Below are 12,066 nucleotides of genomic sequence, written 5' to 3'. Positions count from 1 at the left end.
TTGAATGTTTAATTTTTAATTATATATATTATGGAAATTCCAGCTATCGTAGGAGCAGGTTTAGTAGTAATTGGAGCAGGAATCGGAATCGGAAAGATTGGTGGTTCAGCTATGGAAGCAATTGCGCGTCAACCAGAAGCTACAGGAAAAATTCAAACGGCTATGCTTATTGCAGCAGCCTTAATTGAAGGTATTGGATTTGCTGCTTTATTTGCAGTATAATAACCAAACAAAATGAAGAAACAGCTATAACGGTTGGTTATAGCTGTTCTTTAAAAATTAAACAGAAGTTATTTTAGAAATATAAATTATTATGGAAGAATTATTAGGAGGGTTTTCTTTAGGACTGTTTTTTTGGCAAGCTGTACTTTTCATAGCATTAATACTTTTGTTAAAAAAGTTTGCTTGGAAACCCATATTAGATTCAGTAAATGACAGAGAAGAAGGCATTAAAAATGCATTGGATGCTGCTGAAAAAGCAAAATTGGAAATGCAAAACCTTCAAGCTGATAATCAAAAACTATTAAAAGAGGCCAGAGTTGAACGTGAGACCATGTTGAAAGAAGCGCGTGATATCAAAAATAAAATGATAGAAGATGCTAAAGGCGAAGCTCAAGAACAAGCTAATAAACTCATTCAACAAGCACAAGCCGCTATTGAAAGTGAAAAGAAAGCCGCTATGGCCGAGCTTAAAAACCATGTAGCAGGTTTGTCTTTGGAGATTGCAGAGAAAGTAGTGCGTAACGAATTATCTAACAAAGACAAGCAATTGGAATTGGTTGAAACGATGTTGGGTGAAAAATTATTAACCGAAGCATAATGGCAGGAGCAAGAGCAGCAATACGTTACGCAAAAGCAGTATTAAGTTTGGCCTCAGATCAAAAATCGGCAGAAGCTGTAAATAACGATATGAAGCTAATTGCTGATACTATTGCAGAAAGTAAAGACCTAAATGAAACACTTCAAAGTCCTGTAGTTAGTTCTTCAGTAAAAAAAGCTATTTTGTTAGAGGTTTTTAAAAAATCGGATAAAATAACTTTAAACTTAATAGATACTTTAGTTAACAATAAAAGAATTGACATTTTAGGGCATGTTGCTTTAAAATACAATCAATTATTTGATCAGTCAAAAGGCATTGAAGTCGCAACGGTTACAACAGCCATTGCTTTAACAGCAGATTTAGAGAAAAAAGTTTTGGCAAAAGCAAAAGAGCTTACAGACAAAAATGTTGAAGTAGAAAATATAATAGATGAAAGCATTATAGGTGGTTTCATTTTACGTATAGGAGATATACAATACAATTCAAGTATTACAAATCAACTAAACAAATTAAAAAGAGAATTTACATTAAATTAAACTTGCCCTGAGCTTGTCGATGGGTCAAAATAAATAAGTAAGATGGCAGAAGTAAAACCAGCTGAAATATCAGCAATCTTAAAACAACAACTCTCGGGTTTTGAAGCAGGTGCTTCATTAGATGAAGTTGGAACAGTATTAACAGTAGGTGATGGTATTGTACGTGCTTACGGATTGGCTAACGCACAATACGGTGAGTTAGTAGAATTCGATGGTGGATTAGAAGGTATTGTACTTAACCTTGAAGAAGATAATGTAGGTATCGTATTATTAGGTGCTTCCGTAGGAGTTAGAGAAGGTTCTACTGTAAAACGTACAGGACGTATTGCTTCTATTAATGTAGGTGAAGGTATTGTTGGACGTGTTGTAGATACTTTAGGAAACCCTATTGATGGTAAAGGGCCTATCGCTGGAGATACTTACGAAATGCCTTTAGAGCGTAAAGCTCCAGGGGTTATTTTTCGTGAGCCGGTAACAGAACCATTACAAACAGGTATCAAATCCATCGATGCCATGATTCCTGTAGGACGTGGACAACGTGAGTTGGTTATTGGTGACCGTCAAACTGGTAAAACAACCGTTTGTATCGATACCATCTTAAATCAAAAAGAATTTTACGATGCAGGTGAGCCTGTATATTGTATATATGTTGCTGTAGGTCAAAAAGCATCTACGGTAGCAAACATTGCTAAAACATTAGAAGATAGAGGTGCTCTTGCTTATACGACTATAGTGGCGGCAAACGCATCAGACCCTGCGCCTATGCAAGTATATGCTCCTATGGCAGGTGCTGCAATTGGTGAGTATTTTAGAGATACAGGACGTCCAGCTTTAATAATCTATGATGATTTATCTAAGCAAGCGGTAGCATACCGTGAAGTGTCTTTATTATTACGTCGTCCACCAGGACGTGAGGCGTATCCAGGTGACGTTTTCTACTTACACTCTAGATTATTAGAGCGTTCAGCCAAAGTGATCAACGATGATAATATTGCTAAAGATATGAATGACCTTCCAGAATCATTGAAGTCAATGGTAAAAGGAGGAGGTTCTTTAACAGCATTGCCAATTATTGAAACACAAGCAGGTGACGTATCGGCATATATTCCAACAAACGTAATTTCCATTACAGATGGACAGATTTTCTTAGATGGCGATTTATTTAACTCTGGTGTACGTCCAGCAATCAACGTAGGTATTTCTGTATCGCGTGTTGGTGGTAATGCACAGATTAAATCAATGAAAAAGGTATCTGGTACTTTAAAATTAGATCAAGCACAATTTCGTGAATTAGAAGCATTTGCTAAGTTTGGATCCGATCTAGATGCTGTTACTTTAAACGTTATTGAAAAAGGGAAGCGTAATGTGGAGATCTTAAAACAAGCTCAAAACGATCCGTTTACAGTTGAAGATCAAATAGCAATAATCTATGCAGGTTCTAAAAACTTGTTAAAAGATGTTCCTGTTGAGAAAGTTAAAGAATTCGAAAGAGATTTTATTGAATTCTTAAGAGCTAAACATGCAGATGTACTTGGTACACTAAAAGCAGGTAAATTAACTGATGAAGTTACAGATACATTAACAGCTGTAGCAAAAGATTTATCAGGGAAGTATAAATAAGCCCCTCCCAGCCTCCCCAAAGGGGAGGAGTTATCAGGAGGATCTAGAATATTAAGTACAATTAATAAAAATCCCTCCCCTTTGGGGAGGTTAGGTGGGGCCAATGGCAAATTTAAAAGAAATACGTAACAGAATATCATCGGTATCTTCTACAATGCAGATTACCAGTGCCATGAAAATGGTATCTGCTGCAAAGTTAAAGAAGGCACAAGATGCCATAACTGCTATGCGTCCTTATGCAGATAAGTTAACGGAGCTTTTACAAAGTTTAAGTGCAACTTTAGATGCAGATTCTGGAAGTAAATTTTCAACACAGCGCGAGGTCAATAATGTTTTATTAGTTCCTATCACCTCTAACAGAGGTCTGTGTGGCGCTTTTAATTCAAACATTATTAAACAAACACAACATTTAATTAATAATGTTTATGCAGGTAAAAATGTATCTGTTGTAGCAATAGGAAAGAAATCGAACGATGCTTTCGCTAAACAAAACAGAGTTATTGCGAATAAAAGTGACATTTTTGACGATTTAACTTTTGATAATGTTGCCGTAATTGCTGAATTATTAATGGATAAATTTGTTTCGGGCAAGTTTGATAAAATTGAAATCGTTTATAATAAGTTTAAAAATGCAGCGACTCAAATTGTAATGACAGAGCAGTTCTTACCTATCGTTCCTGTTGAAGGTGTTGCAAATAATAATGCAGATTACATTTTTGAGCCATCTAAAGTAGAGATCGTAGAGCAATTGATACCTAAATCCTTAAAAACACAACTGTATAAAGGTATTAGAGATTCTTTTGCAAGTGAGCATGGGGCACGTATGACAGCCATGCACAAAGCCACAGATAATGCAACCGAGTTAAGAGATCAGCTTAAATTAACTTATAATAAAGCGCGTCAAGCAGCCATTACTAACGAAATTTTAGAAATTGTTGGTGGTGCGGAAGCGCTGAACAATTAGGCAGAGAGCAGCGAGGCCAAATGTTCAAAAGGTGCGGAAGCGTTGAACAATTAGAAAGTTGAACATTGAAAAAATAAAACATTTTACCCTGACTGCAGTTGATGGGCATAAATGTAAAGCCTCACGAAAGTGAGGCTTTTTTTATGGCATCAATTTTGAAATCATATATTTATACCAATTATTACTCAAAACAACCCATATAATTTGTTTCTATTTCGCTCATATTTCAATATAAAATAAAACCATAACAAAAGCTATGATTGAATTTTCTATCTTATCTGAACAAAATATAATTCAAATTATTTATAGCTCATTTTAAATAATAATTGGTATTATATATTGAACTTCTTTAAATGAAATCATTAAAATATAGACTAAACTCATTTTTGTTTTTGTTAATTGCCCTGGGGTTTTTACAATGTGCAAGTACCCAAAAGTTAGAAGACACATTACCTTTAGAAATAGGGGATGTTTATTACCAACATTGGATTTCAGGTGTGAAAGGTGAAGCAGCAGGTTATAATGTATACATTCCGATTAAATCAAACCCTAACAACATCGTTTTGGACAGCCTTTATTTTAAAGGAAAGCAAGTAGCGTTAGAATTAAAGAATGCGTCCGTTTTTGTAGGACACTTTAAACCTGAAACCAATCAAAAACATGACATTATTATGAGTAGTGATCCATTGGCCGAATACGGTAATCCAGTTCCGGAAACCACTAAAAAATCACCTTTCGAATTAAAAGATACGGAATGTATTGTTAGCTATCAGAAAGGTAATAAGACATTATACCATAAAATATCCAATATTATAAAAAAGGCACCTGCAAAATAGTCTAGTGAACCATTAAATAGATCATAGCATATCTTTTGGTTTACATTCGTTAAAAACGTATTTTTAGCGTAATAAACAACCAATCATTGAGCGCACTCAAATCATTATTTAAGCAAACGGTTATTTACGGATTAGCGACGGTGCTTCCTAGAATGTTGAGCTTTTTATTGGTGCCACTTTATACGTCCGATGGGGTATTATCTTCTGTTGCAGAGTATGGCGAAGTGTCGGTTATCTTTTCATATTTTGTACTATTCAATGTTGTTTTGTCCTATGGCATGGAAACAGCTTTTTTTAGATTCTTTAATAAAGAAGAAGATAGGAGCAGTGTTATAGGGACCTCAGCAATTTCTTTAATAATATCATCTATTGTTTTTTTTGTAATAGCCTTAATATGTCAAAATCAAATAGCATCGTTAATAGGGATTGATGTAAAATATATCAACTTGGTTGTTTGGATTTTATTGCTGGATGCCCTTGTTATTATCCCTTTTGCATGGCTAAGAGCAACGCAAAGACCTATGCGTTATGCCATAATTAAAATTTTAAATGTAGTTGTTAACTTAGGCTTAAATCTGTTCTTTTTATTGATTTTAAAAGACCTAGCTGCAAATAGCTCAATATTCGAAAGTATTTATAAATTAAACTTCGAAATCAGTTATATTTTTATTGCTAATTTAATAGCAAGTGCCATAACATTAGTTTTAATGTTTCCTTTCTATACTAAGATCAAATATGTATTTAATTCTGGGTTATGGAAAAAAATGATGCGCTATGCACTTCCTGTTTTAATTGCAGGTATTGCCTTTTCGATTAACGAAACTTTTGACCGTATTTTATTAGATTATCTGCTTCCCGAAGATATTGCTAAAACCCAGATAGGGATGTATTCAGCTTGCTATAAATTAGCATTGTTTATGACCTTGTTTGCAACAGCTTACAGGCTTGGCATTGAGCCTTTCTTTTTTAGCCATGCTAAAACGGAAAACCCTCAAAAAAATTATGCTAAAATACTGGAGTTTTTTGTGGCATTTGGGGCTGTTATTTTACTTAGTGTGGTTGTTTTTGTAGATGTTTTGAAACCAATAATAGTAAGAAGCGAAGACTATTGGGAAGCTATGTGGGTTGTCCCGATTATTCTGTTGGCTAACTTCTGTTTAGGGATCTATCATAATTTATCCGTTTGGTATAAGATAACCGATAGGACAAGGTTTGGAGCTTATATTTCAATTATTGGAGCTGTTGTAACATTGGTTATTAATATCCTGTTTATTGAGATCTATAGCTATAAAGCATCGGCCATAGCAACTCTTGTTGCTTATGCTATAATGATGTTGTTATCGTATTATTTTGGAAGAAAATATTATCCGATTCCGTATAATCTTAAAAAGATAGGACTTTACCTAGTACTTTCTATTAGTTTTTCAGGGCTATCATTTTATCAATTTAGAGCCAATTATTTCATGGGAATTTCTATGTTAATCGTATTTTTGAGCATTGTTTATGTTTCAGAAAGAAATCAATTAAAACAACTATTAAAGAATAAATAATATTAATCACTAATAAGTTTCTTTCCGAGCCTGAGCCTGTCTTGAACATCTGTTGGACGGGGAGGCAGTCGAAAAGGGAAGACAGAAGATGAGAATGGATATAAAAATAATAAATAAATCGAGTCATGCTTTACCACATTATGAGACTATAGCGTCTGCAGGTATGGATTTAAGAGCGAATATTTTAGAAGCAATGACGTTAAAGCCTTTAGAGCGCACCATAGTAAAAACAGGCTTATTTATTGAGCTGCCCATAGGGTTTGAAGCGCAGGTGCGTCCGCGTAGTGGGCTGGCAGCAAAAAAAGGTATTACCGTTTTAAATGCTCCGGGAACTATTGATGCCGATTATAGAGGAGAAATAGGCGTAATTTTGGTAAACCTTTCAAATGAAGATTTTATTATTGAAAATGGTGAACGTATTGCACAAATGGTTATTTCAAAACATGAACGTGCCGAATGGATTGCTGTTGAAGAACTATCTGAAACGTCGAGAGGAGCAGGTGGATTTGGAAGTACTGGGGTGAAATAATTCCTGCGAAGGCAGGAATCTCATAGCAAAAAAGCATGAAACTCTGGTATGTCTACATCATGACAAATAAACCCAATGGTGTTATATACATAGGAGTAACCGATAATATAGAAGAAAGAGTAAAAGAACACAAACTAAAAATCCATCCTAAATCATTTACAGCAAGATATAATTGCAATAAATTGATGTATTTTGAGGAGTATAAAGATGGAACTGAAGCTGAAATAAGGGAAAGACAATTTAAAAAATGGAAAAGGCAATGGAAAATAAATCTAATAGAAGAAATGAATCCAAGTTGGTCGGATCTTAGTGCTAACTGGAACTTGAATTTTAATAAATTAAGATAAAAAATAAGATTCCTGTGCAGACAGGAATAAAGTGTAACCAAAAAAGATACCTGCTTACGCAGGCATGTATATGAAAATAATAGTACCAATGGCGGGACGGGGTTCTCGTTTACGCCCACATAGTTTAACAGTACCGAAACCACTTATTCCAGTGGCAGGACAACCCATTGTTCATAGATTAGTAAAAGATATCGCTAAAGTTTTAAAGCAACCTATAGAAGAAATCGCTTTTGTTTTAGGAGATCCGGCTTGGTTTGGTGATGATGTGGTTTCAAGTTTACAGGATTTGGCAAAAAGCTTAGGAGCTAAAGCCTCTATTTATCGTCAAGACCAGCCATTAGGAACTGGGCACGCTATTATGTGTGCAAAACCATCATTATCTGGACCTGCTGTTATTGCATATGCAGATACCTTAATTAGAGCTGAATTTGATTTAGATGCAACTGCAGATAGTGTTATTTGGACCAAACAAGTACAAAACCCTGAAGCTTATGGGGTCGTTAAATTAAATGATAATAATGAGATTGTTGAGTTGGTTGAAAAACCAGAAACCTTTGTGAGCGATCAGGCAGTTATTGGAATTTATTATTTTAAAGACGTCGCTATTTTAAAAGGAAAGTTGCAAGAGATCCTGGATGAAAATATTATGAATGGCGGGGAATATCAAATTAATGATGGTATTAAACGTATGATGGCCGAAGGGAACCTTTTTAAAACAGGAACCGTCGACGAATGGATGGACTGTGGCAATAAAGCCATAACCATTGAGACGAATCAAAGAATGCTAGGTTTTTTAAAAGCAGATAACGATGAGCAATTAGTATCGGCATCGGTAAAATTGAATAATTCGACTATTATAGAGCCGTGTTTTATTGGTGAAAATGTGATTCTTAAAGATAGTACGATTGGACCTTACGTATCTATAGGGGATAACAGTGTGATTGAGGCTTCAAGTGTTAAGAATAGCTTAATTCAAACAAATGCCATAATTAAAAATGCTAATTTAGATGATGCTATGATTGGTAACCATGTTAAATATGATGGTCATTATACATCTGTAAGCATTGGCGACTATTCGGTATTAGAGTAATCCCTGCGAAGGCAGGAATCTCATAGCGAAATGTATAAACATTGATATGCCTATGTTATGATAAACAAGCATAAGCGAGTCACTATATTTGTGACTAAGTAATATAGAAGAAATGAATCCAAGTTTAAACTTAAATAAATCATAATACCTGCCTACACAGACACTGTATGAAACATAAAATCTACATATTTTTTTTAATTCTAGGCATGTTAATCTTTCCTCAGATTAGCTATGCGCAAGTAGATTTTAATAAAAAACCAGATGATGATTTAGGTGATGTAGAAGACAAATTTCAAGAGTTTTTCTATGAGGCTTTAAAACAAAAAGGTATTGAGAATTACGATAGATCTATTGAATCACTTTTAAAATGTATAGAATTAGATAGCTCTGTGCCAGTTTTGTATTATGAATTAGGTAAAAATTATAATAAGCTTAAAAATTTTGAAGCAGCTGAAGAAGCATTAAAAAAAGCTGTTGGTAAAGAACCGGATAATGAATGGTTTTTAGATGAGCTGTATGGGTTTTATGCATCGCAAAACGATTATGATAAAGCCGTAAAAACGGTTAAGCAACTTGTTAAATACCATCCAGATTATAAAGAAGATTTGGCATCGCTTTATCTTAGATCCAAAAAATATGACGAGGCTTTAAAGCTTTTAGATGAATTAGATTCAAAGTTTGGGATTTCTAAGTCCCGGGATTGGATGCGTAACCAAATTTATGAAGAAACAGGACGAAAAAAAGATCAAATAGAAAACCTTGAAAAGCGTATCGAGAGCCGCCCTGATAAAGAATCTAATTACTTAGCTTTGATTTTCCGTTACAGTGAAAACAATGAAAAAGCAAAAGCCTTCAAAACAGCTAAAGAACTGTTAAAAATAAATCCAAACTCACAATTGGTTCATTTAGCACTATATAAATTTTATTTAGATGATAACGATGCTGAAAAAGCAATTGAATCTATGAAAATTGTTGTTAAAAGCAATGAAATAAAACCAGAAGCAAAACTTAAAGTATTAACGGATTTTGTAACGTTTGTTGGGAATAACCCACAATACGAAGCAGATTTGGTGGAGGCGACGGCCATGGTTGGTAACAATAATAACAGTAAAACACTTATTGAGTTAGGACAGTACTATTTAACTAAAAAGGATAAGAAACGGGCTTTAGAGTATTTTGAGGCGGCGTTAAAGTTAGAGCCAAATAACTTTGGTGTCTTACGAAATGTATTATTACTGTATATAGATTTACAGAAGTATCATTTAGCTGAAGAAAAAAGTAGTGAAGTACTTCAAAAATATCCCTCTCAGCCCCTATTTTATTTGATAAATGGTGTTGCTTTAAATCAATTAAAGCAACCTCAAAAAGCAGTTGAGGCTTTAGAAACGGGATTAGATTATATTATTGATGATACTAAAATGGAAATTGATTTTTACAATCAATTAAGTAAGGCCTACACCCTATTAAACAATACTGCTAAAGCAAAAACGTTTAGTGATAAAGCAAAACAATTAGAAAGTTCGAATTAATGAAAATACGTTCTCAACTTAATTTAGTCTTATTAATCTTATTAGTCTTTAATTGTAAATCATCAAAAACAATTGTTGAAGGAGACGCGAATTATAATCTTTCTACAAAACAATTAATAAAAGAAAACGCTAAGCGAACGCCTAACTTTAAAACGCTTAAGTCAACGCTTAAAATAACCTATACGCAAAAGGGAGACTCACAAACACATTCGGTAAGCTTTAGAGCGAAAAAAGATGAAGCCTTATGGATCAGTGCGACGTTTTCGATAGTAAAGGCTTTAGTGACACCAGAAAGAGTTAGTTTTTATAATAAGCTGGATAACACTTATTTTGATGGTGATTATAAATACTTGAGTGATTTATTGGGAACTGAACTAGATTTCCAAAAAGTTCAAAATTTATTATTGGGAGAAGCTATATTTAATTTAAAAGATGGCACCTATAAAGGGTCTGTTGATGATGGATCTTATATACTTCAGCCCAAAAGACAACGTGAACTTTTTGAAATATTCTTTTTGTTGGACCCATCACATTTTAAAGTCAAGTCACAGCAAATATCACAGCCAAAGGAGTTTAGGCATTTGCAGATTGATTACTTATCATATCAAGAAGTTGAAAAACAGATCCTACCAGAAAAGATAAAAGTTATAGCTTTAGAAACTAATGAAGAAACGATCATAGGTTTAGAGTTTAAAAATGTTACCTTAAATGAAGCGTTACGATTTCCATTTAAAATACCATCAGGTTTTAAAGAAATAAAGCTTTAATGTTACAGAAAAAGTCTTCATATAGAATCGTTTTTTTTCTAGCACTTTTGCTATGTGGGTCTTTTGCTTTTTCCCAAAATAATAAGCAAAAACAGTTAGAGACAAGGCGACAGGAATTACGCAGGGAAATTGAAAAAATTAATGAATTGCGTGCCGAGAATAAGTCGAAACAAAAATCACAAATATCATTAATAGAAGATTTTAATTATAAGATAAATGTGCTGTCCAACCTGATTAAGGTTACCAATCAACAGGCTAATTTACTAACACGTAAAATTAATTCGAACCAGAAGAAAATAACGGTTTTAAGGAACGAATTAAAGGAGTTAAAGGAAGATTATGCTGCTATGATCGTTAAGTCCTATAAAAGTAAAAATAAGCAAAGCAGAATCATGTTTTTGTTGTCGTCTGATGATTTTAAACAAGCTTATAAGCGATTGCAGTACATAAAGCAGTATTCCGATCACCAAAAACGGCAAGGAGAAACCATAAAAGCTAAAACATTGGAACTACAGGCTACAAACAGGGATCTGCAAGACCAGAAAGAAGATAAAAAACGGTTGATTGCCGATAATAAAGCGGTTCAAAGATCATTAGAATCAGAACGGAAGCAGCATGAAGCCCTAATGAGGGCGATTAAACAGAACCTATCTCGATATGCTGCTCAAATAAATCAAAAACAACGAGAAGCCGATAGAATTGATAGGGAAATAGATCGTATTATTAAAGCAGCTATTGCCAGATCGAATAAAAAAGCGGGAAAAGAAGTAACGAGCTCAAAAAGTTTTGCATTGACGGCAGAAGAAAAAGTTTTGGCCTCTAACTTTATAGCCAATAAGGGTAAGTTGCCCTGGCCAGTTGAAAGAGGCGTGGTGAGGTTAGGCTACGGTACACAGCGTCACCCTATTGATAAATCATTAACGATTAAGAGTAACGGTGTAAGGATTGCGACGCAAAAAGGGGCTAAAGTTAGAGCTGTTTTTAATGGTGAGGTAAGCGAAATACTTAAAATGAAAAACGTGAATCCTATTGTAATGATTCGACACGGAAGTTATTTGACCATCTACAAAAATTTATCTAGCGTTTATGTTAAAAAAGGGGACAAGGTATCAACTAAGCAAGTTATAGGTGAGGTTTTTACAAACCCCTCAAATGGGGAGACTGTTTTGAGTTTTACATTATCCAAAGGGATGAAAACAGAAAACCCAGCTTCTTGGATTTATAAAATGTGATAGTATTTATCTACAAATAAACACATGGTCATTGTGAGGGAGGAACCACCAAAGTAGGCACATTCGCAAAACACGAAAGCCCTTGTGAAAACGAGGGTTTTATTGTATATTGAAGTACTAATAAACCCCGAAAAAGGCCAAAAAGGCACAAAAACGGGGTTTTTATCTTCGATAATTATGAAAGTACAAAGAATTTCTGACTTACAGGGTCGTCTTTCTCTTTTTTCCCCTTCAGGAAGATTACGA

General features: G+C 34.2%; 13 protein-coding genes. All 13 read left to right on the top strand.

The window, feature by feature from the left end:
- Positions 1 to 30: 30 nt before the first annotated feature.
- The 13 genes from atpE (at position 31) to PQO00_RS07690 (ending at position 11,820) form a co-directional block, all read left to right on the top strand.
- Positions 31 to 222, top strand: coding sequence for an ATP synthase F0 subunit C (atpE, locus tag PQO00_RS07750; RefSeq protein WP_076698954.1), 192 nt, complete (start codon positions 31 to 33; stop codon positions 220 to 222).
- A gap of 91 nt (positions 223 to 313) precedes the next feature.
- On the top strand, positions 314 to 820 hold the full coding sequence (locus PQO00_RS07745) for a F0F1 ATP synthase subunit B (RefSeq protein ID WP_274184269.1): 507 nt from the start codon (positions 314 to 316) through the stop codon (positions 818 to 820).
- On the top strand, positions 820 to 1,356 hold the full coding sequence (gene atpH / locus PQO00_RS07740; protein ID WP_274184268.1) for an ATP synthase F1 subunit delta: 537 nt from the start codon (positions 820 to 822) through the stop codon (positions 1,354 to 1,356). Before PQO00_RS07745 ends, atpH begins: the two co-directional genes overlap by 1 nt.
- 42 nt (positions 1,357 to 1,398) lie before the next feature.
- Entirely contained in the window at positions 1,399 to 2,976 is a 1,578-nt protein-coding gene (atpA, locus tag PQO00_RS07735; RefSeq protein ID WP_274184267.1) for a F0F1 ATP synthase subunit alpha, read from the top strand.
- 103 nt (positions 2,977 to 3,079) lie between these two features.
- Positions 3,080 to 3,940, top strand: coding sequence for an ATP synthase F1 subunit gamma (gene atpG, locus PQO00_RS07730; protein WP_274184266.1), 861 nt, complete (start codon positions 3,080 to 3,082; stop codon positions 3,938 to 3,940).
- A gap of 353 nt (positions 3,941 to 4,293) precedes the next feature.
- Positions 4,294 to 4,776, top strand: coding sequence for a hypothetical protein (locus tag PQO00_RS07725; RefSeq protein WP_274184265.1), 483 nt, complete (start codon positions 4,294 to 4,296; stop codon positions 4,774 to 4,776).
- An 86-nt stretch (positions 4,777 to 4,862) separates the two neighbouring features.
- Positions 4,863 to 6,326: an oligosaccharide flippase family protein gene (locus PQO00_RS07720; protein ID WP_274184264.1), complete on the top strand. Its 1,464-nt coding sequence runs from the start codon at positions 4,863 to 4,865 to the stop codon at positions 6,324 to 6,326.
- A 94-nt stretch (positions 6,327 to 6,420) separates the two neighbouring features.
- On the top strand, positions 6,421 to 6,855 hold the full coding sequence (dut, locus tag PQO00_RS07715) for a dUTP diphosphatase (protein WP_274184263.1): 435 nt from the start codon (positions 6,421 to 6,423) through the stop codon (positions 6,853 to 6,855).
- Between the two features lie 35 nt (positions 6,856 to 6,890).
- The gene (locus tag PQO00_RS07710) at positions 6,891 to 7,202 is read left to right on the top strand and encodes a GIY-YIG nuclease family protein (RefSeq protein WP_274184262.1); all 312 of its coding nucleotides are present in this window, start codon (positions 6,891 to 6,893) and stop codon (positions 7,200 to 7,202) included.
- 70 nt (positions 7,203 to 7,272) lie between these two features.
- Positions 7,273 to 8,292 carry a sugar phosphate nucleotidyltransferase gene (locus PQO00_RS07705; RefSeq protein ID WP_274184261.1) on the top strand — a complete coding sequence of 340 codons (1,020 nt, stop codon included), beginning with the start codon at positions 7,273 to 7,275 and terminating at the stop codon, positions 8,290 to 8,292.
- 167 nt (positions 8,293 to 8,459) lie between these two features.
- Positions 8,460 to 9,821 carry a lipopolysaccharide assembly protein LapB gene (locus PQO00_RS07700; RefSeq protein ID WP_274184260.1) on the top strand — a complete coding sequence of 454 codons (1,362 nt, stop codon included), beginning with the start codon at positions 8,460 to 8,462 and terminating at the stop codon, positions 9,819 to 9,821.
- Positions 9,821 to 10,588, top strand: a complete 768-nt coding sequence (locus PQO00_RS07695; RefSeq protein ID WP_274184259.1) for a DUF4292 domain-containing protein — start codon at positions 9,821 to 9,823, stop codon at positions 10,586 to 10,588. The genes PQO00_RS07700 and PQO00_RS07695 overlap by 1 nt, the downstream gene beginning before the upstream one ends.
- Entirely contained in the window at positions 10,588 to 11,820 is a 1,233-nt protein-coding gene (locus PQO00_RS07690; protein WP_274184258.1) for a murein hydrolase activator EnvC, read from the top strand. Before PQO00_RS07695 ends, PQO00_RS07690 begins: the two co-directional genes overlap by 1 nt.
- The last annotated feature ends 246 nt before the right edge of the window (positions 11,821 to 12,066 follow it).

Source organism: Flavivirga sp. 57AJ16, from assembly GCF_028736925.1.
In the GTDB taxonomy this organism is placed as follows: Bacteria; Bacteroidota; Bacteroidia; order Flavobacteriales; family Flavobacteriaceae; genus Flavivirga.
Note: the sequence above shows the minus strand (reverse complement) of the source record. Positions and strands in the feature narration are given on the sequence as shown.

What these genes read in the sequence shown, in the direction of transcription:
- atpE (WP_076698954.1), top strand. Translation starts at nt 31, where the DNA reads ATGGAAATTCCAGCTATCGTAGGAGCAGGTTTAGTAGTAATTGGAGCA.
- PQO00_RS07745 (WP_274184269.1), top strand. Translation starts at nt 314, where the DNA reads ATGGAAGAATTATTAGGAGGGTTTTCTTTAGGACTGTTTTTTTGGCAA.
- atpH (WP_274184268.1), top strand. Translation starts at nt 820, where the DNA reads ATGGCAGGAGCAAGAGCAGCAATACGTTACGCAAAAGCAGTATTAAGT.
- atpA (WP_274184267.1), top strand. Translation starts at nt 1,399, where the DNA reads ATGGCAGAAGTAAAACCAGCTGAAATATCAGCAATCTTAAAACAACAA.
- atpG (WP_274184266.1), top strand. Translation starts at nt 3,080, where the DNA reads ATGGCAAATTTAAAAGAAATACGTAACAGAATATCATCGGTATCTTCT.
- PQO00_RS07725 (WP_274184265.1), top strand. Translation starts at nt 4,294, where the DNA reads ATGAAATCATTAAAATATAGACTAAACTCATTTTTGTTTTTGTTAATT.
- dut (WP_274184263.1), top strand. Translation starts at nt 6,421, where the DNA reads ATGGATATAAAAATAATAAATAAATCGAGTCATGCTTTACCACATTAT.
- PQO00_RS07710 (WP_274184262.1), top strand. Translation starts at nt 6,891, where the DNA reads ATGAAACTCTGGTATGTCTACATCATGACAAATAAACCCAATGGTGTT.
- PQO00_RS07705 (WP_274184261.1), top strand. Translation starts at nt 7,273, where the DNA reads ATGAAAATAATAGTACCAATGGCGGGACGGGGTTCTCGTTTACGCCCA.
- PQO00_RS07700 (WP_274184260.1), top strand. Translation starts at nt 8,460, where the DNA reads ATGAAACATAAAATCTACATATTTTTTTTAATTCTAGGCATGTTAATC.
- PQO00_RS07695 (WP_274184259.1), top strand. Translation starts at nt 9,821, where the DNA reads ATGAAAATACGTTCTCAACTTAATTTAGTCTTATTAATCTTATTAGTC.
- PQO00_RS07690 (WP_274184258.1), top strand. Translation starts at nt 10,588, where the DNA reads ATGTTACAGAAAAAGTCTTCATATAGAATCGTTTTTTTTCTAGCACTT.